General features: G+C 66.9%; 23 protein-coding genes. 11 read left to right on the forward strand and 12 right to left on the reverse strand.

The features are described from left to right. Window positions 1-121 precede the first annotated feature (121 nt). Complete coding sequence (locus tag AB0N05_RS33820; RefSeq protein WP_364701530.1) at window positions 122-1,042, forward strand: alpha/beta hydrolase; 921 nt, start codon at window positions 122-124, stop codon at window positions 1,040-1,042. A gap of 230 nt (window positions 1,043-1,272) precedes the next feature. Here AB0N05_RS33820 and AB0N05_RS33825 read toward each other — a convergent pair whose 3' ends face one another. The 3 genes from AB0N05_RS33825 to fadD11 all read right to left on the reverse strand — a co-directional run bounded on the left by AB0N05_RS33825 (window position 1,273) and on the right by fadD11 (window position 4,446). Continuing rightward, on the reverse strand, window positions 1,273-1,935 hold the full coding sequence (locus AB0N05_RS33825) for an enoyl-CoA hydratase-related protein (RefSeq protein ID WP_364701532.1): 663 nt from the start codon (window positions 1,933-1,935) through the stop codon (window positions 1,273-1,275). Window positions 1,936-1,956: 21 nt separating this feature from the next. Beyond that, window positions 1,957-2,550, reverse strand: a complete 594-nt coding sequence (locus tag AB0N05_RS33830) for a helix-turn-helix domain-containing protein (protein WP_364701534.1) — start codon at window positions 2,548-2,550, stop codon at window positions 1,957-1,959. 78 nt (window positions 2,551-2,628) lie between these two features. Next, window positions 2,629-4,446 carry a fatty acid--CoA ligase FadD11 gene (gene fadD11 / locus AB0N05_RS33835; protein ID WP_364701536.1) on the reverse strand — a complete coding sequence of 606 codons (1,818 nt, stop codon included), beginning with the start codon at window positions 4,444-4,446 and terminating at the stop codon, window positions 2,629-2,631. A 273-nt stretch (window positions 4,447-4,719) separates the two neighbouring features. Between fadD11 and AB0N05_RS33840 the strand changes: the two genes are divergently transcribed. The 4 genes from AB0N05_RS33840 to AB0N05_RS33855 all read left to right on the forward strand — a co-directional run bounded on the left by AB0N05_RS33840 (window position 4,720) and on the right by AB0N05_RS33855 (window position 9,379). Then, window positions 4,720-6,099, forward strand: a complete 1,380-nt coding sequence (locus tag AB0N05_RS33840) for an MFS transporter (protein ID WP_364701704.1) — start codon at window positions 4,720-4,722, stop codon at window positions 6,097-6,099. 196 nt (window positions 6,100-6,295) lie between these two features. Further along, window positions 6,296-6,955: a response regulator transcription factor gene (locus tag AB0N05_RS33845; protein ID WP_364701707.1), complete on the forward strand. Its 660-nt coding sequence runs from the start codon at window positions 6,296-6,298 to the stop codon at window positions 6,953-6,955. 4 nt (window positions 6,956-6,959) lie between these two features. Continuing rightward, window positions 6,960-8,468, forward strand: coding sequence for a HAMP domain-containing sensor histidine kinase (locus AB0N05_RS33850; protein ID WP_364701538.1), 1,509 nt, complete (start codon window positions 6,960-6,962; stop codon window positions 8,466-8,468). Continuing rightward, entirely contained in the window at window positions 8,465-9,379 is a 915-nt protein-coding gene (locus AB0N05_RS33855; RefSeq protein WP_364701540.1) for a TAXI family TRAP transporter solute-binding subunit, read from the forward strand. The genes AB0N05_RS33850 and AB0N05_RS33855 overlap by 4 nt, the downstream gene beginning before the upstream one ends. Window positions 9,380-9,447: 68 nt before the next feature. Here AB0N05_RS33855 and AB0N05_RS33860 read toward each other — a convergent pair whose 3' ends face one another. Both AB0N05_RS33860 and AB0N05_RS33865 read right to left on the reverse strand, forming a co-directional pair. Continuing rightward, window positions 9,448-10,896, reverse strand: coding sequence for a hypothetical protein (locus AB0N05_RS33860; RefSeq protein WP_364701543.1), 1,449 nt, complete (start codon window positions 10,894-10,896; stop codon window positions 9,448-9,450). Window positions 10,897-10,974: 78 nt separating this feature from the next. Beyond that, the gene (locus AB0N05_RS33865) at window positions 10,975-11,640 is read right to left on the reverse strand and encodes a lysophospholipid acyltransferase family protein (protein WP_364701545.1); all 666 of its coding nucleotides are present in this window, start codon (window positions 11,638-11,640) and stop codon (window positions 10,975-10,977) included. A 696-nt stretch (window positions 11,641-12,336) separates the two neighbouring features. On the opposite strand from AB0N05_RS33865, the gene AB0N05_RS33870 reads away from it, so the two are divergent. Continuing rightward, the gene (locus tag AB0N05_RS33870; protein WP_364701547.1) at window positions 12,337-12,774 is read left to right on the forward strand and encodes a Fur family transcriptional regulator; all 438 of its coding nucleotides are present in this window, start codon (window positions 12,337-12,339) and stop codon (window positions 12,772-12,774) included. Window positions 12,775-12,785: 11 nt separating this feature from the next. Next, on the forward strand, window positions 12,786-15,017 hold the full coding sequence (katG, locus tag AB0N05_RS33875; RefSeq protein ID WP_364701549.1) for a catalase/peroxidase HPI: 2,232 nt from the start codon (window positions 12,786-12,788) through the stop codon (window positions 15,015-15,017). A 93-nt stretch (window positions 15,018-15,110) separates the two neighbouring features. Here katG and AB0N05_RS33880 read toward each other — a convergent pair whose 3' ends face one another. Next, complete coding sequence (locus AB0N05_RS33880; RefSeq protein WP_364701551.1) at window positions 15,111-17,069, reverse strand: hypothetical protein; 1,959 nt, start codon at window positions 17,067-17,069, stop codon at window positions 15,111-15,113. 160 nt (window positions 17,070-17,229) lie between these two features. On the opposite strand from AB0N05_RS33880, the gene AB0N05_RS33885 reads away from it, so the two are divergent. Further along, on the forward strand, window positions 17,230-18,036 hold the full coding sequence (locus AB0N05_RS33885; RefSeq protein WP_364701553.1) for a DUF2470 domain-containing protein: 807 nt from the start codon (window positions 17,230-17,232) through the stop codon (window positions 18,034-18,036). Between the two features lie 219 nt (window positions 18,037-18,255). Here AB0N05_RS33885 and AB0N05_RS33890 read toward each other — a convergent pair whose 3' ends face one another. Genes AB0N05_RS33890 through AB0N05_RS33900 form a run of 3 tightly spaced genes read right to left on the reverse strand, consistent with a single transcriptional unit; the run spans window position 18,256 to window position 21,351 of the window. Continuing rightward, the gene (locus AB0N05_RS33890) at window positions 18,256-18,795 is read right to left on the reverse strand and encodes a hypothetical protein (RefSeq protein WP_364701555.1); all 540 of its coding nucleotides are present in this window, start codon (window positions 18,793-18,795) and stop codon (window positions 18,256-18,258) included. A 1-nt stretch (window position 18,796) separates the two neighbouring features. Continuing rightward, window positions 18,797-19,675 (reverse strand): endonuclease/exonuclease/phosphatase family protein, encoded by an 879-nt coding sequence (locus AB0N05_RS33895; protein ID WP_364701557.1) that lies wholly within the window; start codon window positions 19,673-19,675, stop codon window positions 18,797-18,799. A 23-nt stretch (window positions 19,676-19,698) separates the two neighbouring features. Then, the gene (locus AB0N05_RS33900) at window positions 19,699-21,351 is read right to left on the reverse strand and encodes a hypothetical protein (RefSeq protein WP_364701559.1); all 1,653 of its coding nucleotides are present in this window, start codon (window positions 21,349-21,351) and stop codon (window positions 19,699-19,701) included. Window positions 21,352-21,479: 128 nt separating this feature from the next. On the opposite strand from AB0N05_RS33900, the gene AB0N05_RS33905 reads away from it, so the two are divergent. Continuing rightward, a complete protein-coding gene (locus AB0N05_RS33905) occupies window positions 21,480-22,331 on the forward strand; it encodes an alpha/beta hydrolase (RefSeq protein WP_364701561.1) in 852 nt (283 codons plus the stop codon). A 16-nt stretch (window positions 22,332-22,347) separates the two neighbouring features. On the opposite strand, the gene AB0N05_RS33910 is transcribed toward AB0N05_RS33905, so the two are convergent. Together AB0N05_RS33910 and AB0N05_RS33915 are read right to left on the reverse strand one after the other, a co-directional pair. Next, window positions 22,348-22,977, reverse strand: coding sequence for a hypothetical protein (locus tag AB0N05_RS33910; protein WP_364701563.1), 630 nt, complete (start codon window positions 22,975-22,977; stop codon window positions 22,348-22,350). A 79-nt stretch (window positions 22,978-23,056) separates the two neighbouring features. Further along, entirely contained in the window at window positions 23,057-23,803 is a 747-nt protein-coding gene (locus AB0N05_RS33915) for a hypothetical protein (protein ID WP_364701565.1), read from the reverse strand. A 237-nt stretch (window positions 23,804-24,040) separates the two neighbouring features. On the opposite strand from AB0N05_RS33915, the gene AB0N05_RS33920 reads away from it, so the two are divergent. Together AB0N05_RS33920 and AB0N05_RS33925 are read left to right on the forward strand one after the other, a co-directional pair. Continuing rightward, entirely contained in the window at window positions 24,041-24,751 is a 711-nt protein-coding gene (locus AB0N05_RS33920) for a metal-dependent hydrolase (RefSeq protein ID WP_364701567.1), read from the forward strand. Between the two features lie 66 nt (window positions 24,752-24,817). Beyond that, window positions 24,818-25,312, forward strand: a complete 495-nt coding sequence (locus AB0N05_RS33925) for a phosphoribosyltransferase (protein ID WP_364701569.1) — start codon at window positions 24,818-24,820, stop codon at window positions 25,310-25,312. 70 nt (window positions 25,313-25,382) lie between these two features. Here AB0N05_RS33925 and AB0N05_RS33930 read toward each other — a convergent pair whose 3' ends face one another. Continuing rightward, complete coding sequence (locus tag AB0N05_RS33930) at window positions 25,383-25,874, reverse strand: peptidylprolyl isomerase (RefSeq protein WP_364701571.1); 492 nt, start codon at window positions 25,872-25,874, stop codon at window positions 25,383-25,385. Window positions 25,875-25,881 lie beyond the last annotated feature (7 nt).

Below are 25,881 nucleotides of genomic sequence, written 5' to 3' on the forward strand. Positions count from 1 at the left end.
TGTGGCGACCGAAGTTCGGATCATTCCGGCAGGTCGTGGTGATCCATCTACCCAGAAATCAGAACTTGTTCTAACTTTGCGGGTGCGGAGATGTTCCGCCGGCATCCGAAAGAGGGCTTCCATGGCGTCCGCTGATTCTCGCGAGTCCACCCTGACCTTGCGTCGCGATGGGCTCAAGCTCTCCGCGCGACACTTCGGCGATACGGCGGCTCCGCTGGTCGTTCTGCTGCACGGGTTTCCGGATACTCCGCACAGCTGGGACGGTCTGATCCCGCTGCTCCTCGATGCCGGATATCGGGTGCTCGCCCCGTGGTTGCGCGGCTACACGCCGGGATCGGCCGACCGCGCAGCGCGCTATGACCTGATGGCTGTCAGCGAGGATATCGCGGCCTGGCATCGGGAACTGGGGTCTGCGCCTGCGCACCTGGTCGGCCATGATTGGGGTGCGTTCGCGGCGACCGTGCTGGCGAAGCAGTCCCCGCGGCAATGGCTTTCGCTCACCCTGCTGGCCATCCCGCCCTTCGGTGACGGCTTCGCCCCGGGCATCGTGCGCCACCTGCCGCGCCAGACGGTGATGTCCTCGTACATCCCGATCATGCAGTCCGCCGCCTCCCCGCGCCTGCTCGCCCGGAACCAGGCCGCCTTCGTGCGCGCCCTGTGGCATCGCTGGTCGCCCGACTGGCAGTTCACCGATGCCGAATTCGCGCCCACGGCAGAAGTTTTCACCGACCCGCTGCGGGCGTGGGCCGCCACCCGCTACTACCGCTCGCTGTTCACGGTGCACCGGGCTCCCACCCGAGAATTCCACCGTGCCGTGCTCTCCCCGTCGGCCGTCCTCCCGACCCTGGCTCTCGCGGGCGCGAACGACGGCTGCATGTCCGCCGATCTGCAGCGCATCCTGTCCGAGCGCGCGGGCATCGACCACGCCCGCCTCGATGGCTGCGGCCATTTCCTGCACGCCGAACGCCCCGCCGACGTGGCGGCCCGCCTGCTTCCACACCTGCGTGCCACCGACCCGACCCGCGAAACCCGAAAGCGCTGAGCCCCTACCTGATCGATGGTGTCCGCACGCCCGGAATGAGTGGCGGCCGCAGCGCATTCGGCCTCTCACTCCGAATTCGCTCGGCGTGGACCGAAATCACCGCTGGCTTTCATGATCAGGGAGCGCTGGTGGCGGGAATCAGCGCGATCCACCACCCTGATCGCTCCTTGATCTTGATCTACCTGTGCGGTCGGGGGAAGGTCTGCGGCGCACAGGGTTCGCGGGCGGGGTCAGACGGCGGGGCGGGTGAGGGCGGCGAAGGCGTCGGCGAACATGACGGACTTGATGGCGTTGAGGGTGCCTTGGTCTTTGGGGCCGAGGGGGGTGAGTAGGGACACGGCGGTGTCGGTGATGGCGGATTCGGGGGCGGTGGCGTCGATGAGGTCGTATTGGATGGCTTCGGGGGCGGGGAAGCGGCGACCGGTGGTCATGGAGGCGACGGCGGCCTTGGGGGTGAGCTTGGCTTGAATCAGGGCGGCCATACCGTTGGTGAAGGGGATGCGGATGTCGGCTTCGGGGAAGCAGAAAAATCCGCGGTCGGCGCGCATGACGCGGAAGTCGTGGGCGATGGCGAGCATGGCTCCGGCGCCGAAGGCGTGCCCGGGCAGGGCGGCTGCGGTGGGGAGCGGGAGGGTCAGGACGCGGGCCAAGAGGTTGTGGACTTGGGCGACATACCATTCGGCGCGGTCGCCGTGGGCGGAGAGCCATTCCAGGTCCAGGCCATTGGAGTAGAACTTGCCGCCCGCGGTGGTGATCAGGGCGTGGGCGCCGTCGGCGACGACGGTGTCGAGGTGGGCGTTGACTTCGGCGAGAAAGTCCGGGGAGAAACGGTTCTCGTCATTGCCGAGGTCGAGCACGGCGATCTTGTCGCGGTAGGTGAGCACTGCGGACATCGGATCTTCCTTCGGGTCGGGTTATCGCGGCGTGGGGCCGACGTGCAGGACGGCGCGCACGGCGGCGCGCAGATGTTCACGGGCGGTGGGATCGGCGAGCCGGTCACGTTCGAGCAGGATCGCGGTCGGCAGATCGACGATGCAGGTGGTGATGGCATCGACGGCGCGCGCGTCCTTGCGATCCCACAGCTCCAGTGCCAGGCGCTTCATGAGGTCGATGAGGATGCGTTGCGGGGCGTCGAGTTCGGTGCGCACCGACTCGGACAGGTCCTCCCCGAGCAGATCGGCCCGGCGCACGGTGAAGAACAGTTTGGTCGAGAGCGGGTAGCGCGCGGCGAATTCGGCGCACGCTTCGGCGGCCGCGATCACCGCCTCGGCACCGGTGTGCCCGTCCACGAGCTCGGCCTGCAGTGCCATGAATCGGTGTGCGGCGCGAATCCAGGTGCGCGCCAACAGTTCCGAGCGCGAGCCGAAGGTGTGATAGATGGCCCCGTTGGACACCGAGGTCGCGGCGGCCACGGCGCGAATGGTCACCGCGGCGGGCCCGGAGCGCACGGCCAGGGCCTCGGCGGCGTCGAGGACCGTGTCGGGGTCGTGGGTGCGAGGTCGGGGCACGAGAAAACTATAACAGAGCATCTGCTCTGTTATTGGTTCGGTGCCGGGACCTGCCTCAACGACCCGGTTCGATGCGACTCACTGTGCGGCGGAGGTCTCCTCGGTGAGCGGCTCGTGCACGTCGGCGGGGCGCTCGGGGGCGTACATGTGCTCGATTTCGGCGGCGTATTTCTCGGCGATCGGCTTGCGGCGCAACTTCATGGTGAGAGTGATTTCGTCACCGCCGGGTTCCCAGAAGGTGGGCAGAATCGTGAAGCGCTTGATCTGCTCGACGCGCGAGAGGCGAATGTTTCCGGCCGCGACACCGCGCGCGATCTCGGCGATGACCTCCGGGTGGGCGGCGAGCGCGGCCGGGGAGGCATCGGGCAGACCGTGGGCGGCGGCGTAGGGCGCGGCGGATTCGGCGTCCAGGACGATGAGTGCGGTGATGTAGGGGCGGCGGTCCCCGATGGTGGCGAGGGTGCCGATCAGGGGTGTGGCGGCTTTGATGGTGTTCTCGATATTGGCGGGGGACATGTTCTTGCCCCCGGCGTCGATGATGATTTCCTTCTTGCGGTCGACCACACGCAGGTAGCCGTCGGCATCCTCGGTGACGATATCGCCGGTGTGCAGCCAGCCGTCGGCGTCGAGGGCGTCGCCGGTCTTGTCGGGTTCCTTGCGGTATTCACGCATGACCAACGGTCCGCGAACCAGGAATTCACCATCATCGGCGATCGTGGATTCCAGTCCGGGCAGCAGTTTTCCGACGGTCCCCAGTCGCGCCTGCGCGGGCGGGCTGACGCTGGCGATGCAGGTCAGCTCCGACATCCCCCACACCTCGGAGATGGGAATGCCCAGCCCGAAGAAGAACCCGAGGGTTTCCGCCGGAATCGGCGCGGCCCCCGAGAGCGCCCATTTGAGTTGATCCAGGCCCAGTGTCGCGCGCAGCTTCGACAGCACGAGTTCATCGGCCTTGTCCCACTCGGCGGCTTGGGTGTCATCGAGCGGCGCCCCGGCCAGTTGCGCCTCGGCCTTGCGCCCGGCCGCCTCCAGCGCCCACGTCAACGCCGCCTTGCGCTCCGGATCGGCCTCGTTGGCGACGGAGAATTCCACGGCCGCTTTGAGTTTCTCCCATACCCGCGGTACCGCACCCCAGATCGTCGGGTGCACATCGGCGAGCGCCGCGGGCAGCTGCGTGCGATCGGGGACGACGGTGATCTGGGTGCCGTAGAACTCGTGCAGGTACAGGCACGTCACCCGGTCGGCCATGTGCGCGGTCGGCAGGAACGAGGTCATCCGATCCCCGAAGTCCACCGGCATGACCGAGGCGTAGGCGCGGCATTCGAAGGCCAGATTGGCGTGCGAGATCTCCACGCCCTTGGGGTTACCGGTGGTTCCGGAGGTGTAGCACAGGGTAACGATGTCCTCGGGCGTGACGGCCTGCCAGGTGGCCTCGAAGTCGAAGTCGTGCCGTCCCAGCGAAACCAGTTGCGCCACACTCACAGTCCCCGGCACCGGCGCGTCCACGCACACGATGGTCTGCATCGGCACCCCGCTCGCGCGCACCCGACCCACGAATTGCGCCTCACACAGCACGATCCGATTGCCCGCGTTGGTGAACACGTAATGCAGCTGCTCGGCCGAGAGCGTGTTGTACACCGAGAACGAGGTGGCCCCGGTGTGCTGCGCCCCGACCTCGAGGGGATAGAACTCCACCCGATTGGTCATCATCAGGGCCACGGTGTCCCCGCGCCCGATCCCCAGCGCCGCCAGCCCGGCCGCCACCGCACGCACCTGCGCGGCATATTCGCCCCACGTGAGCGTGTGGGTCCCGCCGATATTGCGGACCGCCACCGCCCCGGGATCGACGGCCGCGATCTGCTGGAACGCGGCACAGGACGTATTCGGTTCGCTCATAACAGTTCTCGATCCACTCACACCCACAGCTTCTGACTCAGACGGTAAGGCCCGAACCGTCCTCCGCGCGGCTGATTGCGAACATCGGCACTACCCCGATCATCGCGAGATCAGGCCGGTGCGCATCCGGTCCAGGCCACGAGTCCGGTCTCGAATCGTTCGGGCCGCTCCGCCCGCACAGCCCGAGGCCTATTCGCTTAAGGGAGTGTTAGGAACCGCCGCGAAGGCTTCCCCGCGGGTGTGTCGCCCGCCACAGTGGTGGCGCGGGATGCGATGCGGCATCCCGTGCAACGTGAGGAGAACCCAGTGACAACGACACGCCCCGCCGGTGAGCGCCGGGTGGTCGCGAACGTTTTGCGCGGCTCGATCGGCAATCTCGTCGAGTGGTACGACTGGTACGTCTACGCGGCGTTCAGCGTGTACTTCGCGAATGCGTTCTTCCCCGACGGGGATGCGACCGCGCGGCTGCTGTCCGCGGCGGCGGTGTTCGCGGTCGGATTCCTGATGCGGCCGATCGGCGGGTGGGCGCTGGGACGTTATGCCGACCGGTTCGGGCGGCGCGCGGCGCTGACGCTATCGGTGACGGTGATGGCGGCCGGGTCGCTGCTGATCGCGGTGACCCCGAGCTATCACTCGATCGGGTTGGCGGCTCCGGTGATCCTGCTGCTGGCGCGACTGCTGCAGGGGTTGTCGGTGGGCGGCGAGTACGCCACCAGCGCAACGTATCTGTCGGAGGTGGCCTCGGCGGGCAAGCGCGGGTTCTATTCCAGCTTCCAGTACGTGACGCTGGTGGCCGGGCAGCTGACGGCGCTGGGTGTGCAGATCATCTTGCAGCAGTTCCTGACCAACTCGCAGATGTATTCGTGGGGCTGGCGGGTCCCGTTCGCGATCGGCGCGCTCGGTGCGATCGTGGTGATGCTGCTGCGGCGCGGCATGGACGAATCGGAATCCTTCCGCTCCGAATCGGCGGGGGCGCAGTCCAAGTCGAGTCAGGGTTCGCTGAAGGTGCTCCTGCAGTACCCGCGTGAATGCCTGCTGGTGGTGGGCCTGACATTGGGTGGCACGGTCGCGTTCTACTCCTACACCACCTACATGCAGAAGTTCATGGTCAATACCTCCGGCATATCCAAGCCGACCGCGGCGTGGATCAATTTCGCGGCGCTGCTGGTGTTCGTGGTGTTGCAGCCGATCGCGGGCGCGCTCTCCGATCGCATCGGGCGCCGCAAACTGCTGATCACCTTCGGTGTGCTGGGCACGCTGTGCACGGTGCCGATCATGACGGTGCTGGGCGGGACGAAGAATCCGTTCGCGGCGTTCGCGCTCATGCTCAGCGCGCTGGTCATCATCACCGGTTACACCTCGATCAATGCGATCGTGAAGGCCGAACTGTTCCCGACCCGCATTCGCGCACTCGGTGTCGGCCTGCCGTATGCGCTGACGGTGGCGATCTTCGGTGGCACCGCGGAAATGATCGCCCTGGCATTGAAGAAGGCCGGGCACGAGTCGCTGTACTTCTGGTATGTGTCCGCGTGTGTGCTGGTCTCGCTGGTCACCTACTTCTTCATGCGTGAGACCTCGTCCGAGTCGACGATCGACGCGGAGGCCGCCACGCTGGTGAAGGAGCCCGCGCCCGAGCGGATTCCGGCGCGCTGACCCGTCGGATCCGGGCGCGCTGACCCGTGTTCGCGGTGGATGTCCCCGGCTCTGCGCTGACCCGCGTTACCGGTGAATGTCCCCGGCCCTGCGGTGTGCAGCGGGGCCGGGGACATTCACCGGGCGGGACGCGCTCGCAGCGGCGGCCGGGAGCCCGGCGAGGAGCGAGTCACTCATGCACGAGAGAATCGGACCCATGCGGTTGGCGGTGGTCGAGGATGACGACGGGGTCGGGGATGCGCTCGTCGAGGCGTTCACCGCCCGCGGGCACCACGCGGACCGGATGCGGCGCGGCGCGGATCTGCTGATCGCGCACCGCGGGTATGACGCCATCGTGCTGGATCTGGGGTTGCCCGACGCCGATGGTTTGACGGTGCTGCGCCAGCTGCGCGAGGTGAGTGCGGTGCCGGTGGTGATCCTGACCGCCCGCAGCGACGAACGATCCATTGTGCGCGGGCTGCGCGGCGGAGCCGATGACTATGTGGTGAAGCCGCCGCGCATCGTGGAATTGCTGGCGCGCATCGAGAATGTCACCCGGCGTGCGGCCGCCGCGACCACGCCGTCCTCGCGTGTGGTGGCCAGCGGGGATGTGCGGGTGGATCTCGAGGCCCGTCGCGTCGAGGTCGCCGGTGTCGAGATACCGCTCACCACCAAGGAATTCGAGCTGGTCGAGGCACTGCTGGAGCGGCCGGGCGCGGCGGTGAGCCGTCAGCAGCTGATGGACCGCATCTGGGGTGACGCGTTCGTCGCGGTGTCGCGGTCCCTGGATGTGCATATGACCGGGTTGCGCGCCAAGCTCGATCGACCGGGCCTGATCACCACCATTCGCGGGTACGGCTACCGCTGGGGCGAGTGAGCCGATGCGCCGCCGCCTGCTGATCGCCTTGACGGTGTTCGCCACCCTCGCGGTGCTCGCGTTCGCGGTGCCGCTGTGTCTGACCGCGGCCACCAGTCGCACCCAGCAGCTCATTCTCGGACGTACCGGTGACGCCGACCGATTCGCCGCCCTCGCCGTCACCGCCAAGGGTGCGGGCGACAATCGCGCCCTGGCCACGGAGATCGAGCGCTATCGCGACCTGTATGGCGAGCCCGTGCTGGTGGTGGACGCGCGCGGAGTGCCGATCGTCAATGCGGGAGTCGATCTCGCCGACCCGGTGGTGTCGGCCGCATTGAGTGCCGCGCGCCGCAATCAGCGCACCGCCACCATGAAACGCCTGACGCCGTGGAGTCCGCCCACGGTTCTGATCGCCCGCCCGGCGGGCAGTGATGTGCATGTGGACGGCGCGGTCCTGATCGTCGCCTCCACCGCTGCGGCCCGCACCGATATCACCCGCGTCTGGGGGATCGTGGCACTCGGCGCGCTCGCCGCCATGGCCGTGTTCACCGGGCTCGCCCTGATCCTGTCCCGTTGGGTGCTGCGCCCGCTGGCCGAATTGTCCACGGCCGTGGCCGACCTCACCGCCACCCTGCCCAGACCGCGCACCACCGCCGCGGTCACCCGCCGCCACGGCGGGCCACCGGAATTGCGTGCGGTCGCCGAATCCTTCGACACCATGACCCTGGCCGTGCGCGATTCCGCCGCCGCGCAACGCCGCCTGGTCGACGACACCGCCCACGCCATGCGCAACCCCCTCGCGGCCTTGACCATTCGCCTGGACTCCCTGGAACCGGCCATCCCCGAACAATCCGCCGCCACCTTCCGCGGCGCGACCCGCGAAGTCGAACGCCTCACGGGCCTGCTCGACGGCCTGCTCACCCTGGCCGTCGCCGAGGGCACCGACTTCGACCCGGCCGCACCCACCTCCGAAACCTGCGACGCCGTCCAGGTCGCCGAGGATCGAATCGACGCCTGGCACAGCGCCTTCGACACCGCCGCAATGACCCTCACCTGCGAAACGTCCCTCGAGCACGCCGACACCGCCATCCCCGCCGGTGCACTGGCCCAGATCCTGGATGTGGCGCTGAGCAATTCCTGCCGCTACGCCGGACCCGGTGCCGCCACCCGCATCACCATCACCCGCGGGCCGACCACCGGCGGATTCGCCGAAGCGACGCTCGGTGGCGTAGCAGACAGCGGCATCGCATCCGGTGGCGCATCCGAGCCTGGCTGGGTGACCGTCACGGTGTCCGACACCGGAACCGGGGTGGCCGCAACCGAACTCGACCAGCTCACCACCCGCTTCTTCCGCGGCTCCACCGCCGAGGGCATCGGCGGCTCCGGCCTGGGCTTGCCCATCGCCGCCGCCCTGGCCAAGGCCCGCCACGGCAACCTCACCATCGAACCCGTGCATCCGCACGGCCTCTCGGTCATCGTGCGTTTGCCTGCGGCGGTGACGCCGCTCGCACCCACCCATAGCGGTGACTCTTGATCACCAGGCGTGAACTGTTCAGGGGCGCAGCGGCTCTCACTGCTGGGCTGGCTCTGCCTGTCGGCCTCACCAGTTGTTCCGGTGGTGGCGGCGACACCATCGTGCGACTGGCGGCGGGTGAGGTCGGCGGCTTCTATCACGCCTTCGCGCAATTGCTTTCCCGCGCGGCGGCCGGGTCTGACCTGCGTATCGACCCGATCGTCACCGCCGGTTCGGTCGATAATCTGGCGCTGCTGGCCCGGGGCGATGCCGATGCCGCACTGGTGCTTGCCGATTCGATGGAGGACAGCCCCGACCCGCCGCCCGCCATCGGCCGCGTCTACGAGAACTACCTGCAGCTGGCGGTCGCCGCCACCGGCCCCATTCACACCGTCGCGGACCTGCGCGGTGCCCGGATCAATCTGGGCGCGGCCGGTTCGGGAGCCACTCATACCGGCGAAAAGCTGCTCTACGCGGCCGATCTCACCCCCGCCGATGTCACCCTCACACACCTGCCACTGCGTGAGGCGGTCGCCGCGCTCACCGAGGGGCGTCTCGATGCATTGCTGTGGGCGGGCGGGGTCCCCACGGCCGCGCTCGCCTCCTTGCGTCTGCTGGATCTGGGTTCGCTGGCGCAGCCCATGCGTGATCGCTTCGGTTATCTCTATGACCCGGTCCTCATCCCGGCCGACACCTACCCGAATACTCCTGCCCTGCACACCATCGGCGTCGCGAACCTGCTCGTCGTCGCGCCCGCGCTCGCGGATGAGACCGCTGCCGCCCTCACCGAGGTGCTGCTGACTCATCCGGATGCTCTGGTCCCGGCCGAGGCGGCGGGCACCCAATTCCTCGATGCCCGTTCACTCATCGGTACCGGGACTGTGCCGTTGCACCCGGGTGCGGCCGAAATTTACCGTCGCTGGCATGGCTGATCAACCCCACCCATATCCGTCACTGTGACGAATAACCCTGGGGGAGTGGGGAAGTGGGGGAGGCGTGATCAACTCTTGTGCACGTTCCAGCTGACGATCGCCCCGTCGCGCACGACGTAATATCCGTCGAACCGCAGGACGCTGCCATCGGTGTGGTACGCGTCCAGATGCATGTAGACCGTCGGTCCGCCGGTCGGATAGACGGTGACGACATCGCGGGACAGGTCGTCGAAGGCGTGAATGAAGTGATTCCAGTCGCCGTTTTCGATAGTGCGGCCGCCCAGATCCCATGCGGCGGAGAAGTCGCGGCGGTTGATCGCATCGAAGTAGGCCTGCACCACCGACGCATACGGATCCGAGGCCGGGGGAGCAGTGGTCGCGGCCACCGTGGTCGTCGGCAGGGCGGAAGCAGTCGGCGGGTTGGTCGCCTGCGGTGTGACGATGGCCTTGGTATCCAGATTCACCGCCGTGGTGGCCTGCAATTGCGAATTCGCGTCGGTGCGTGTGGATTTGGTGAGCACTGCGGCACCCATGCCGATGCCGATCGCACCGGCCAGTAGCACCAGCACCGCCGCCGAGAGGGCGGCGATCCGCGCGACCGACACACCGGACGGCGGCCCGGACACGACGGGCGGGGCATACTCGGGCTGCTTCCACGCGGTCGAGGCGATCGGCCCGATCACGGTGCCGCGGAAGTACTCCGCATGCTGAGACAGCAGACTCAACGGCTGCGTCAGATAGGCACTGCCATCCGGCGACAGATAGGTCGCCATCAGCGCCTGCCGCCATTCGCTCGGCGCGGGCCGATCCACCCCGGCATGCGCGCGCTCGAACAGCACCCGCAACCGAGGATCCAACCCGGCGGGCAAGGTCCCCGGCACCCGCCACGCATTCACCACCAGTTCCGCTGTCACGGGCCCCATGAACAACCCCTGATGCATGAGCACCGCCAGCGCGAGCCGGTCATCGGCCACGCTTCCGCCACTGCCGCGCGGGCGCAACCGATCACCACCGAGCAGATACGCGTCCACGGGCTCGTCGCACCACAGGATGCTGCTCAGCGACAGATCCCCGTAGACGAATTCCTCCGCCTCCAGCATGGCGAAGATGTCACACACCCGGATCAGCACGCCCACCCGCCGTGCCGCATCGGAGGCATCGTGGGAAGGCGCACAAAAGCTTTCGAGGGTCCGTCCGCGCCCGTCGCTGTGCCGGAATGCCGCGGGCACCACCGGCGTGATCACCCCCGACACCGCATTGCCGACCGACACGGTATCGACCGGCCACTCCACGCCGCATCCGCCGGTCTGTTCCACCGCCTGCACCACGGCCCGCCCGTGCATGGCCGCGGCCCGCACCCACCGCCCGTCCACGACCAGCTGCTGATATCGCGCGTACACCCGTTCCCGCCCGCGCCCATCCCAGCATCGGAAAAGCACATTGAACCCAGCGATCTCCCCGAACGGCGTCTCATCGACTCCGTAGCGTTCACCCGATTCGCCGACGACGCTTCCCACCCCTCCATTATTCCGTCACTGTGACGCAATAAATTCAGGTTCCAGGCAAATGGCCGCAATCCTACGGGGGAGGAGCGATCAACCTCGGCGCAAATCCTCGATCCGCTGCCGCAGATGATCCACTAGCTTGTCCGGATCATCGAATTCGGCCGGATCGATCGGCGCACCGAAATGGATGGTGACCTGCGCACGACGATCGAAGGCAGGCCCCTCGCCACGGATACGCCGCATGGGCAACACCCGATCGGTGCCATTCGTACCGACCGGAATGATCGGAACTCCGGTCGCCAAAGCCAATTTCGCGACCCCCGGCTTATACGGTTCATCCTCACCCGGAGCAACCAAACGCCCCTCCGGATAAATGATCAGCACCCCACCATGCCGCAAAGTCTGCTCGGCCTGCCACATCGCCGACTGCCCGGATTCACTGTCGCGCCGCACCACCGGAATCTGCCCCAGCCGCCGCACCAGCCACCCGACCACCGGCCACGACCACAGCTCCGCCATCGCAATGGCAATCGCCCTGCGCCGCAAGGCACCCCACAAGAACACCGCATCCAACATCGAAATGTGATTACTGGCAATAATCACCGGCCCAGTCTTGGGCACCAACTCCCGCCCGACCACCGTCACCCGCACAAAATTCGACCACGCCAGCGCCCGCAATACCCGCCGCACCACCTTGGTCGTCACCCACGCCCGCTTACCCAGCCCCTTGGGCCGCCCAGCCGCTTTCTTCTTCATATCTACCCCCGACTCCTGAACTCCGCGAACGGCTTCCATCCTGGTACACGCCCACAGACCGCGATACCGGGTAACTACTCAGTCCCGGGAACCCTTCCTCAATACGTCACTGTGACGTATCAACCTGGGCTGACGGGATACTGACGGGATACCAGGGGAGAGGCTCACATCCGCCAATCAGGGCCGATCCGACCCCCATCCAGCCTATCCACCGGAATCCGGAATTTTTCCGGCCAACGCCGATATTGCCGAAAGAATAATTCCGGCAGTGTTTTACGCGCATCCGAGGCGACCGACGCGCGTGCAGCCAGGACAACACCGGAGCGGCGGCCCGAGGCCGTGCCGGAGCGAACGAAACCGCCACACACCCGAATACGCATGTCGCACAGGCGTTTACCCCGCTCCAGCCCACGTCGTAAAAGTGCCGATAATCGACATTATGTCAAGTAGTCGATCAGTGGTCGCTCCCCACGCACCCCGACGAGTCCGGCAACGGTCGCCCCGGAGTCATCTCCCCTCGCTCGCCGGGTGCCCACAATGAGCCGATGTCCTGAAGGGGTCATGCGGGATCGGCACGCCTCGAATCCGGAAGTTCCGCCGGTCATCACACTGGTGGGCGCGCTCCCCGTGGACTGCGCCGAAGATATATACCTGAATCCACCCGAACTTAAACTTGAATGAGTCATACTTCGGAATGTGTCCACTGCTTCGGACTTCGAGCGCATGCTGCGCGGGGCCGCTCTTCGCGTGACTGCCCCGCGTGTCGCTGTGCTGGCCGCGGTGCACAACAACCCCCACTCCGATACCGACTCGATTCTGGCTCTGGTGCGTGGCAGCCTCGGCGCGGTCTCGCATCAGGCCGTGTATGACGTGCTGCGGGCCTTGACTTCTGCCGGGTTGATTCGGCGGATCCAGCCCATGGGTTCGGTGGCGCGCTATGAGACGCGGGTCGGAGACAACCACCATCACCTCGTGTGCCGGTCGTGCGGTGTCATCGCCGATGTCGACTGTGCCGTCGGCGACGCCCCGTGTCTGACCGCGTCGCACGACAACGGTTTCGTCCTCGATGAGGCCGAGGTCATCTATTGGGGTTTGTGCCCCGACTGCTCGACAGCCCAGATCACTCACTCTTGAAAGGAACTACCGTGCCTGAAGTACACCCGCCCATCGGAGAGGCCAACACCGAGCCGGCCGCAGGCGGTTGCCCCGTTGGGTTCGGTCGCCTCAAGACCCCGGTTGAGGGTGGAGCCAACCGGGACTGGTGGCCGAACCAGCTCAATCTGAAGATCCTGCAGAAGAATCCCGCCGTGGCCAACCCCATGGGCGCGGACTTCGATTACGCCGCGGAATTCAAGACCCTCGATCTCGCCGCCGTCTCGCGCGATATCGAAGAGGTCATGACCACCTCGCAGGACTGGTGGCCCGCCGACTTCGGGCATTACGGCCCGTTCTTCATTCGCATGGCCTGGCACGCCGCGGGCACCTATCGCATCAATGACGGCCGCGGAGGAGCCGGTGCGGGCATGCAGCGTTTCGCCCCGCTCAACAGCTGGCCCGACAATGCCAGCCTGGACAAGGCGCGCCGCCTGCTGTGGCCGGTCAAGCAGAAGTACGGCAAGAAGCTGTCGTGGGCGGACCTGATCGTGTTCGCGGGCAATGTCGCGCTGGACTCGATGGGCTTCCCCACCTTCGGTTTCGGTGGCGGCCGCGTCGATCAGTGGGAGCCCGAGGAGGACGTGTACTGGGGTCCCGAGCAGACCTGGCTCGGCGATGAGCGCTACACCGGTACCCGCAATCTCGAAAACCCCTTGGCCGCGGTCCAGATGGGCCTGATCTACGTGAATCCGGAAGGCCCCAACGGCAATCCGGATCCGCTGCTGGCGGCCACCGATATTCGTGAGACGTTCCGCCGCATGGCCATGAACGACATCGAAACCGCGGCGCTGATCGTGGGCGGTCACACCTTCGGCAAGACCCACGGTGCGGGCGATGCCGATCTGGTCGGCCCCGAGCCCGAGGCCGCTCCCCTCGAGGAGCAGGGTCTGGGCTGGCGTTCCAGCTTCGGCACCGGTGTCGGCAAGGACGCGATCACCTCGGGTCTGGAAGGCACTTGGACGCCGACCCCGACCACCTGGGACAACAGCTTCCTCGAGACCCTGTACGGCTACGAGTGGGAGAAGACCAAGTCCCCCGCCGGCGCCTACCAGTGGATTCCGAAGGACGGCGCGGGCGCGGGCACCGTCGCGGACGCGCATGTCCCCGGCAAGACGCACACCCCGGTCATGCTGACCACCGACCTGTCGCTGCGCGTGGATCCGATCTACGAGGAGATCACTCGTCGCTGGCTCGAGCACCCCGAGGAGCTGACCGCCGAGTTCTCCAAGGCCTGGTACAAGCTCACTCACCGCGATATGGGCCCGATCGTGCGCTACCTGGGCGATCTGGTTCCTTCCGAGGTGCTGCTGTGGCAGGACCCGGTCCCGGCCGTTGATCACGAGCTGATCGGTGAGGCCGAGATCGCCGCGCTCAAGAGCCAGATCCTGGCGTCGGGTTTGACTGTGCCGCAGCTGGTTTCGACCGCGTGGGCGGCGGCGTCGTCGTTCCGTGGCTCGGACAAGCGTGGTGGCGCGAATGGCGGCCGGATCCGCCTGGAGCCGCAGTCGGGCTGGGAGGTCAACTCCCCCGACGAGCTCGCACAGGTCATTCGCACGCTGGAGGGCATCGGGTCCTCGTTCAACTCGGCGCAGACCGGCACTATCAAGGTGTCCTTCGCCGATCTGGTGGTGCTGGGTGGTGCCGCCGCGGTCGAGCAGGCCGCCAAGGCTGCCGGGTTCGACGTGCGGGTGCCGTTCACGCCGGGCCGCACCGATGCCACGCAGGAGCAGACCGATGTGGAGTCGTTCTCGGCGCTCGAGCCGAATGCCGACGGTTTCCGCAACTACCTCGGCAAGGATGCGCAGCTTCCGGCCGAGTACCTGCTGATCGATCGCGCGAACCTGCTGACGCTGAGCGCTCCGGAGCTGACCGTCCTCATCGGTGGTCTGCGCGTGCTGGGTGCCAACCACAAGCAGTCGCCGCTGGGTGTCTTCACCGCCACCCCGGGTTCGCTGACCAACGAGTACTTCGTGAACCTGCTCGACATGGCCACCAAGTGGGAGCCGTCCGCCGCCGATGACGGCACCTATGTGGGCACCGATCGTGCCACCGGTGCGGCCAAGTGGACCGGCAGCCGTGTGGATCTGGTGTTCGGTTCCAACTCGCAGCTGCGTGCGGTCGCCGAGGTGTACGCCACCGACGACGCGAAGCAGAAGTTCGTTCAGGACTTCGTCGCGGCGTGGACCAAGGTGATGGAGCTCGATCGGTTCGATCTGGCCTGATCGCCTGCTTTACCCGGCGCCCCGCGAATCCGTACGGATTCGCGGGGCGCCGTGCGTTGACGCCGCTCCCCTACTCGCGCAGATTCTTTCGGCTCACTTGGGCCAGTAGTTTTCCGGTCCCACCTTCACCACGGCCTCTCGGGCGGCCGGGTCCAGCCATTCGGTGGCGCTGGCGTCACGCGTCAGGTTGATGTACAGCGCGGTGGACTTGTACACGTAGCGGTAATTGGTCGAGCCCCAGCCACTGCGATTGGCATTACCGGTGAACTGGTCGCAGACCGTGGCGCCGGGACCGTTCTGAGGGCAGTAGATCACCCAGTCCTGGGGCTGGCCGTTGATGGTGTCGTAGAACCGGCGCGCCTCGGCGCTGGTGGGGAACGCGTAGATATTGACGGCGACCAGAATCTGGTCGGAGTGATCGACATAGGAGCCGGTCACCGACTGCGCGCAGTGGTAGTCGGTGAGGATCTGGCGCACATTGTCGGTCATGTAGCCGGAGAAGCAGTCGTGCACGCCCGCGCCGCGCAGGGTGTATTCGACATTCTTGGAGTCCCGGAAGCTTTGCGGGAGTAACGCGTTCGTGGTGAACGGGGTCTTGTCGGTGGCCTCGGTATTGAGCGAATCCCAGTTGAACGCGGGCGTGGTGGGCGCGGTGTAGTACGAGCTCGACGTGGTGTAGGTGGAGCTCGAGGCGGAGTCGCTGTCCTCGGAGTTATCGGTCCGATAGGCCACCAGGGCGATGATCGCGAGCAATGCGACGCAGGCCACCACGATCGCGGCGGTGCGGCCGGGTGAACCATGGTGCGGATTGTTCGGGGGCGCAGGCGGTATCGGCGGCACACCGAAGCCCTCGGGCCGGATCGGCCCGGATGGCGGTATCGGATCGGACGACGGCGGCTCCTGGGCTTGCGGAGCACCGGGCACCGTGGGCGGGAGCGTCGAGCCTGCGCGGAATCGCTGCGTGTGCCGGTCGAGTACGGCGAGCGCGTCCTCCCGGTAGAACGTGCCATCGAGAGCGAGGAAGGCGGAGGTGAGCGCCGCCAGCCATTCCGCGGCGGTGGGGCGGGCGTCGGTGGCGAACGGGTCGGTGAAGGCGCGCTCGAACAGCGCGCGCAGTCCCGGGTCGAGGTCGACCGGAATCCCTGACGGTGGTTGCCAATCCCCGTGTTCGAGGGTCGGCACATCGTCATTGAGCAGCAGGCCCCGGTAGAGGAGGGCGGCGAGTCCGAATCGGTCGCTGTAGCGGTCGGGGGCGGTGATCCGCCCGGTGCTCCAGCGCGGGTCATACCCTTCGCCTCGCACGGCATCGCGGCCGCCGGTGACATCTCCCCCGGTGCCCGGTCCGCGAGTGGTAGTCCCCTGGCTGATCCGAACGGTGTCGGATTCTTGAGTGCCGGAATCTCGACTGGCGGTCCCCTGGCCGGGCTGAACGCCGCCGGGGCCGGATTCCTGAGCGGCGCTCGCGTGGGCGGGCCGGATGCCGTCGCATTCGAGGAGGTAGGCGTGGGGGTGCGTGCGCTGCCAGATCAGTGTGCGCGGCGAGATGTCGCCGTGTACGACGGCCCATTCGTCGAGTGTGGCGAGGATTTCGCAGACTCGGATCAGTACGCGGACACGGTAGTACGCCTCGGGTGGGTGCTGGGAGTACAGGTGATCGAGGGTGAGCGGCGACCCGTCGGGTTGCAGGAATTCGGCGGGGATCGGCGGCAGGATGACCCCTGCCAGGGTGCGGTCCCCGCGTATCGCGTCGATCGGCCAGTTGATGGAGTTGGCCGCGGCGCGCGGCGCATTGGGCTGCTGTTCGGCCGCGAGCACGATGCCGCGCCCGAATTGCACTGTCTGCGCGGCCCATCCGATCGCTTCGGGGTCTGTGACCGGGCCGCGGTACTGCTTGAAGACGCGTTCGCGCCCGTGCTGGTCGTGGCATCGAAACCACCGCGACCGCTGGTCGCCGCCGATCGGTTCGCCCGCAACCACGTAGGTGTCGCCGGAGTCGCCGGTCACCCGGAACGTTTCCAGCTCCGTGAGTTTCGACAGCGACACCGATGACATAGGCGAGTCCCTCCCCTTCGCGGCGTCCCATCCACCGCCCGTGATTCCGCGAATCGACTGTGCCATAACAAACAACGTGGTACAAACCGAGCGCATCCCGGGGTCCGGTGGTATGGGAACGCCGATCGCGGCCTCCGGGCGCAGCGCGTAGCCTGCTGACATGACCCTCGATCATGGCGATCCCGGCGACGCGCCGTCCACACCCCCACCGCTGACCACGGTGGAGAACCCGCGCCGTCCGACCCCGGCCGAGGAGGCCAGAACCGTTGCGGCGGCCACCAATACCGCCACTTTGGCCAGCCTCACCGGCGCGGGCGATCCCTGGGCATCGATGATCACCTACGGCCTGCTCGACGGGCAGCCAGTGCTGTGCGTGTCACGCATGGCCGAGCACGGCCGCAATCTGCTCACCGATCCGCGCGCGAGCCTGGCGATCGTCTCCCCCGATGCCCCGGCCGACCCGCTCGCCGGATCCCGCGTCACCCTGGCCGGAATCGTCGAAACTCCCACCGGCGACGAGGCCGCCGCGGCCCGCGCGGCACACCTGGCCGCGGTGCCGTCGGCCAAGTACTACATCGACTTCAGCGACTTCTCCCTGTGGGTGCTGCGCGTGCACCGAGTGCGCTGGGTCGGCGGCTACGGCCGCATGGACTCCGCCACCGCCGAGGACTATGCCGCAGCAGCCCCGGACCCGATCGTGCCCAATGCCCAGCGCGCCGTCACTCACCTGAACGACGACCACGCCGACGCCCTACTGGACATGGTCCAAGCCTTCGGCGGCTACCCGGACGCGACCGCCGCCAGCTGCGAACGCGCCGACCGCTACGGCCTCGACCTCCGCGTGACAACACCCCGAGGCATCGCCGTCACCCGAGTCGGCTACGCCTCTCCCCTCCATTCTGCCAGCGAATTGCGTTCCGCGACAGTGGAATTGACACATCGAGCCCGAGAAATCAACGCCCGCTAGCCGCAACCGGCCGCCGCGACCCCGGCGGGTCCTGGTGTCGGTCGCGGACAGTAGCCGGATGCGATGACCGGGCAGGGCCCCAACTCAGGGTGAGCGCGCTCTCCGCCTTGCGAGCCGGGCACCCGGGCGCCTTTCATGATCAGGGAGCTCTGGTGGCGGGATTCGACCTGCGATTCCGCCACCAGAGCTCCCTGATCTTGGTCTGGATGGGTCGGCCGTTCAGTTGCTGGAGGCTGCTGCGCCTTGGATGCGGACTTGGCCGAAGAAGCGGCGGGCGATGTCGGTGCCGTCGCGGTTGTAGGCGTTCATGATGTCGTCGAGTTGCGCGGTGAGATGTTCCAGTGCGGGGCTGACGGTTTCGATGCCGTGCTCGCTCACCCAGCCCCAGTCCTTCGGCACCCCGTCGATCGTGATGAGGATGCTGCCGTCGTAGGGCGTCTCGACGGTGTAGGTGATGGATGCCGGGGCATCACGCACCGCACTGGCTTCGGCGAGGTCTCCGGGCTCGGGGATCGTGAAGATCCGGGCCAGGGCGATGTCCTCACCGATCATGTCGGCGATGCGGGGCAGGCTCGCATGCCTGCCGACGCGGTCGTAGCGGTCCCCGTAGGTGCGATCACCCACCGGGCCCGGCTGTGCCGACTTGCCCAGGGCTCGTTCGAGCATGCGTTGCGCGGCTGCGCGTTCGGCGTCGCCGGTGCGCGGGTGGTCGATGAGGGCGCGCAGTCGGGAGATTCGGTCGCTGACGCTCGTCGCCATGTCATTCGCCCTTCTGTGGCCAGCGCACGTCGGCGACCAGGCCGTAGTGGTCGCTGGCGAGGATGCCGGTGAGGGGTTCGTGGAACGCGAAGTCGACGTTCAGGATTCGGCCCGCGCCCTGAGGTCGCAGGAATGGGTCGCCGACGAGGATGTAGTCGATGCGCTGGGGCGCGACGTTCAGGGTGCGGGCCTGCGGGTTGGTGAGCGGGTCGTAGGTGTGCCCGGGTTCGGTGGGGCGCAGGGTTTCCCAGGCGTCGACGAAGTAGGTGCTGCGACCCTCGAGCACGGCATTGGCATTGAGGAAACGGATTTCATCGGATTGCGGCTTGGCATTGAAGTCGCCGCACAGGATCGCGGGCAGGGCGGCGTCGGCGGGGTGGCGGGCGCGGATGGCGTCGTCGATGGCCAGGACCTGCTGGACGCGGTGGTAGGCCTGCGAGGGCGGCGGGGCCAGATGGGTGCTGAAGAGATCGGCTCCCGCGGTGTGGGCGTGCAGCAGTTCGGCCTGCATGGTCCAGGAGGGGTGCGGGTCGCGCGGGGCCGGATCCAGGGGCAGCGCGATGACTTCGTGGCGTTCGATGGGCCAGCGGCTCAGGATCGCCGATCCGAAGTGGACGTTCTGATCCGGCCAGGCCTTCTCGGGCAAAGGAAATCCGCCGAAGCACCAGTGCCAGCGGTCTTGCGGCGCATTCTCAGCCAGCCATGCGGCGGTATTGCTGCCCGGTTCAGTGGTGTTCTCCCACACCTCCTGTAGGCACACCACGTCCGGGTCGAGGCGCTCGAGCCACGCCAGGATCTCGAGGCGGCGCTTATCCCAGCGTGGTTCCAGCAGTGAACCCATATTGAGCTGCGCGACCCGCAGCACACCCGGCTCGGACATGCCCTCGACTATAAGCGTGAAGATCAGTCGAAGCGGGTGATCAGGACCGCCTTGAACAGGAAAACGGCAGTGCGGGAACAGATTTTGTAGACCCCGGCCCCGTCTTGCGGCAGATCCGGTACCCCGAAGGCGTCGGCGGCCTTGCGATACAGCTCCGGATCGAGCGGGGTCGCGCGGGCGGCCACCCGGTCGGTTTCCTCGACCAGTTCCTCGGTCCGCCCGGCCGGTGGCACGTGGGCCTCTTCGACGAAGGTCTCGAGCACCGTGCCCACCACGCGCAGCCCGAATTCATCGCGCACCGGCAGACCGAGCAGATACGCCAGTCGATTGGCGGCAAGGTCCGGATCGGCCTTCATCGCCTCCACATTCAGGCCGAGCACCGCCGCGGCGACGCTCCCATTGGTGGGCTTGTCGTGCACGGGCCGCGCCGTAGCGGTGTTCCCGTCCAGGTCCCCGCGCGCGATGATCACCGCGCCGAACAGCAATTGCGCCGCACGGCAGCAGATTTCGAATACCGCACGGGTGGCATCGGCGGCCTCGGGGACACCGAATCCGGCGGCCTCGGCCAACACATCACCGTCGACCATGCCGCGTGCGAGGGCGACGATCGCATCCTCGACCTCGTCGAACTCCGAGGCCTGCGGAATCCGCAGTCCCTGCGCGATGGTCACGAGTACGCGGCGCAGCAGCACCAGTGCCCGCAGATCACTGATCGGCACATCGATCAGGTAGCCCAGGCGTTCGGCCGCCGTGACCAGACCGCGCAGGGCCTCCTCGATCGAGCCGAATCCCAGCAGCGCCGCGATCGCCGGTCCGTTCTCCGCGGTGCCGGTCGTCCACCAGGAGCTCTGCCGCACGAAGGCGGCAGCCTGGCTCGCCTCAACGCCGGTGGGCCACAGCGCGTTCTGCCGATCGAATTCGTGCAGATGCTGATTGACCGTTTTCGCGCGCAGACTCTCCGGGGTGTGGAATTGGATCTCCATGCCCACGCCGGACTGCGGTGGATGCCAGGCCGAGCGGCAGTCCTTATATGTCGGGTTCTCCCAGGAGCTGACCGCCGAGCCCGGGATCATGGTGTAGCCGCGGTTCTGCAGCAGCGCGGTGGTGCGCTCCATACCGTCGGTGTAACTGCGAGTGTCGAACACCAGCGTGAAGCGCACGACATCGGTGATCGCGCGCAACGCCACGGGCAGCGGCACCCCCTCCGAGCGTGCAACGGCGACCTGCCGCAACAATGCCTCAGCCGATTTCAGCCCATTCCCCTCCACGCGCCGCGCACCATGCGAATCAGCCAGCGAGGCAACGACGTCATCGAGGAATCCGGCGGCCTCGCTCGCGGCGAGACCGGCCTCGACCCAATGCCCGCGCACCGACTCCGCCTCATAGCCGAGCAGTTCGGGCATGCGCAGCACCGGTTCGCTCAACCCGGTCGCCGCACGCACCCCGAAGGCAGCGGCAAGCAGCCGATCGGCTTCCTCGGCGTCGATCTCGACCAGATGCGCCGGGCTCGAGGGCCGTGCATCGGCAAGATCGTCGAGCACCTGCGTCGGAGCCCACCCACCCCAACTCCGAAAGGATTCCGCATGCCCGGTCTCGTCATGCTGCCGCACCACGGTGGTCGCAGGTTCCCCCGCCTCCCAACTGATCCGGTCCGCGTAGCGAGCCCAATACCGCATTCCCAGCCTCCATTCGATGTCTTCGCAAGGCTGAGCCTGGCAGCCCGACCATACGCGGCCCCCACAACCCCGCGCGGCCGTAGTCCGGACCCGACCCAATAACTGAAACCTGTTCTACTGTGGCGGGGGTGGATGTCACATACGAGAGCACCAAGCGCGAAATCAGCACCGACCAAGGCGTGCTGCGCTATCACGAAGCGGGCGACGGACCGCCGCTGATCCTGTTGCACGGCTCCGGAATCGGCGTCAGCGGCTGGCGCAACTTCCGCGCCAATCTGGGCCGCTTCGCCGAGCACTTCCACTGCTACGTGCTGGAATTCCCCGGCTTCGGCGTCAGCGACCCCGTCAAGGGCAACCCGGTATTGAACGCCATCGACTCGGTCATCCGGTTCATGGACGCCCTGAACATCGAATCCGCCGCCATGATCGGCAATTCCATGGGCGGCGTGGTCGCGGTCAATGTCGCGATGCAGCATCCGGCGCGCGTGGACAAGCTCATCTCGATCGGCGGCATCGGGGCCAGCGTCTTCAGCCCCAACCCGAGCGAAGGCACCCGGCTGCTCCAGGAATTCGCCGACAACCCCAGCCGCGAAGGGCTGTTGCGCTGGCTCAACTGCATGATCTACGACCCGAAGCAGATCACCGATGAACTCGTCCAGGAGCGCTGGGAGTCGGCGGCCGAGCCCGAGGCGCAGGCCAGTCTCAAAGCCATGTACGGCTCGCAAGCCCTTGCCCTGCAACAGCAGTACCTCGCGGCGTCGAACACCCCGCCGTACTGGTCGATGATGCACAAGATCACCTGCCCCACACTCATCACCTGGGGAGCCGATGACCGGCAATGCCCGCCCGATATGGCGATGATCCCGCTACGGCTGATCCCCGAAGCCGAACTGCACGTCTTCCCGCGCTGCGGGCACTGGGTCATGTACGAGGCGAAGGAAGCGTTCGAGCGGGTCAGTCTCGAATTCCTTCAACGGTGAGTCCAATAGCTGAGCCCTACAGCAGGTTCAGCCATTCGTGACCGGGGTGGTAGTCCTCCAGATACGCGCGGAGGACACCACGCCGGGTCTCGTCCAGCAGGTGCAAGGTGCGGTCCATGTCGTGGCGATCCTTCGGGCGCATCATCTTGGCCTTGAAGCCCAGTACGCGTTCGGGATTCAGGTAGCGGATCCCGTCGGCGTCGACCCAGGTCACCTCGTCCAGAGGTACGGCGATCGAGGGCTCGCGGCGGTTCACCCACATACCGTCGCGGCGTGGATTGAGCAGGACATCCAGGAGCCAAGGGCCGTGGGCGTTTTCGCGTAGCCACACCTGATCCGCACTCGTGGCCACTTCGGGGAACCGGTCATCGACCGGTCGCAGGCCATCCGCTCCCGCCGACCAGATGTGCAGGCGCCCCTTCAGGGCATGTCGTAGGTCTGCGATGTCCTCGCGGAACATCCCCACATCGATGTCGCCGTGTTCGCGCGCCGTGCCGGTGAAGGCGTCGATCGCCCGGCCACCGGCAACCCACCATGTGAGTCCGAGGCCGTCGAGAAGCCCCGCCGCATCAGCGGGCGTCAGCACGGCCCAAGGGCCCCACAGGTTCTGGAATTCGACCTCTTCGGGATTGGTCGGTGCTCTCACTGGAAATGCCGGAATCTCACCCGTTGATCGCATTCAGCCTCCCCCGCTGTGCCGACTTGCGATTCTATCGCCGCATGTTTCAGCGGCCGCCGAAAATCGTGGCGTGGCAGGCGGTCAGCAGGATCGGGAGTTCCTCGGCCTGCTCGGGGGTGAGGGTGGCGAAGGCGGGGGCGATGAGGGTGTCGGTGACCGATTCGGCTTCCATCCAGCGGCCCTTGAGTTCGGGAGTGATCTCCTCGAACGGCTCGGGCCAGCCGTAGCTGCGGGCCTGTTCGGGGCCGGTCGAGAGAGGGGAGCCCGCGATGAGGACCGCCTGTAAGGGTGAGACGCCACCGGCCATGATCGCGATGAAGTGCAGGCCGCCACGCAATTCGCGCAGGGTCTGGATGTGGTGCAGGACGCGGGCGGGCGCATCCTCGGCGCGCGGGAGGGCACGCCATCCGGCGAAGAGCGGGACACCGGCTGGGCTCGCGGTGTCGACCACGATTTCCAGCAGTTCGGCCAGGCGCTCGGCCTGTTCGAAGCCCGCGAGCTTACGGCGGCCGAAGTCCTGGCAGGCCTGCAGATAGCCTTGTGCGCCCTTGGCGGCGGGCATGGCGGCGGTCGCTTCCCAGGCGGCGCGGATACCGGCGGGTGGGAAGAATCCGAACGCGGCGGCGACCACATCGGCGTCCACATCACCGAGCACGCCACCGCGGCCGCGGGTGTAGGCGGGCATGAAGCCCGCGACGCCGGTCGTGTCGGCGAATACCTTCGCCTCGCGGGAGAACATGAACCCCCCGCCGATCTGCTGGATCTGGTCCTTCACCGCGGACGCTACCGACATGTCCGTTCCTCTCTGAGCGGAAAGCGTGTTCGATCCGAGACTATTGCACCCGGTTCGTACACCGTCCAGGGGACCGGGCTACCGCCTGCGGACGCAATCATGAACACGAAACCATGCCGCCCCCAGGCGTTTTCAACACTTCACCGAATGTGCGCCGTAATCCCCTGGCGCTCAACGTTCCTCAGCTCACACGAACACATGAACGAAAGACCAGTTCCATGAGCTAACCTCCAAGCGGTGCTAGGACATTCACACGCAACCAGCGGCGCGCTCGCCTGGTCGGCGGCAGCAGCATCGCTACCGCTCACCGTATTGACCTATCCGGCAATGCAATCCGGAGAGATCCGCGCCGTCGACCTCATCATGGGAACTTTCCTCACCGCGGGGGCCGCGCTGCTGCCCGACGCCGACCACCCCAGCGGCACCATTTCCCATGTGCTCGGCCCGGTTTCGCATTACGCCTGCAAGTTCATCTCCAAGATCTCCGGCGGGCACCGTCACGGCACACACTCGTTCGCGTTCGTCGCCCTCGTCACCTACGGCACCTGGGCAGGCGAACACTGGATCGGGCGCTACTTCACCCTCGCCCTCGTGTTCTTCCTACTAGCCCTGGCCGTGCGCGCGCTCAACCTCGGCCCCTCCGGTGACGGCATCAAGGCCTGGGGCACCGACGTCATTCTCGCCACCTGCGGCACCTTCGCCATCGATCACTGGATCAGCGACAAACCCACCTGGCTGCCCTTCTCCGTCGGACTCGGCGCACTCGCCCACCTCATCGGCGACTGCCTCACCGACCGCGGCTGCCGCCTGCTCTGGCCACTGAAGCTGCGCACCCGCATCCCCATCATCGACCGCACCGGGAACAAGATGGAAACCCTTGTGCTGGTACCGATCTTCGCGCTCGGCACCCTCGCCCTGCTCTGGTACACCATCACCCACCAGCCGTGAACCGGGCGGATCGTAAGATCCATAGGGTCGAATACGCAGGGACACGCACCGAGAACGGGAGATGGAATGAGCGATCGCGAGGAACTGGACTGGGACCTGTTCGGGACCGCCAGCCGGGAGTTATCCCGGCAGATCGCCGATGACGGCTTCGAACCCGACCTGATCCTGTCCATCGCCCGCGGCGGACTCTTCGTCGCCGGAGCCCTCGGGTACGCACTCGATGTGAAGAACCTCCACGTCATGAACGTCGAGTTCTACACCGGCGTGGACCAGCGCCTGGACATGCCCGTCATGCTCCCGCCCGTCCCGAACGCCGTCGACCTCACCGGCGCGACCGTCCTGGTCGCCGACGACGTCGCCGACACCGGCGCGACCCTGAAACTGGTGCGCGACTTCTGCTCCCATCACGTCGCCGAAGTGCGCTGCGCGGTCATCTACGAAAAGCCGCGCTCGGAAGTGAACTGCGAATACGTGTGGAAGCACACCGACCGCTGGATCAACTTCCCGTGGTCGGTGCTGCCGCCCGTCGTCGACCGCAAGCCGCGCGTCCTCGACGCCTGACCTTCCACAGACAGCAACGCGCCGGGTTCGATTCCTCGAACCCGGCGCGTTTGTCGTACAGCGAGAAGCGTCAGACCAGCTCGGCCGACAGGATGGTGATGGCCTCGACCGGCACGTCACCGTGACCGGCCTTCGAACCCGTGCGCACGCCCTCGATGGCATCCACCACGGCGGTGCCGTCCACGACCTTGCCGAACACGGCGTAACCGAAGCCGTCCTGGCCCGGGTAGTTCAGGAAGCCATTGTTGGCGGTATTGATGAAGAACTGCGCACTCGCCGAATGCGGATCCGAGGTGCGCGCCATGGCGACGGTGTACTTATCGTTCTTCAGGCCATTGGAGGCCTCGTTCTCCACCCGGTTCGGCGCGGGCTTCTGACCCATATCCGCGGTCATGCCGCCGCCCTGGATCATGAAGCTCGGGATCACCCGGTGAAACACGGTATCGGAGTAGTGGCCCGCCTTGACGTAGTCGACGAAATTCGCGACGGTCTTCGGCGCCTTGGCCTCATCGAGTTCCAGGGTGATATCCCCAGCGGAGGTCTTCAGGAGCACTTTGGTCATGCAACCC

This window comes from Nocardia sp. NPDC051030, from assembly GCF_040683015.1.
Classification (GTDB): Bacteria; Actinomycetota; Actinomycetes; order Mycobacteriales; family Mycobacteriaceae; genus Nocardia.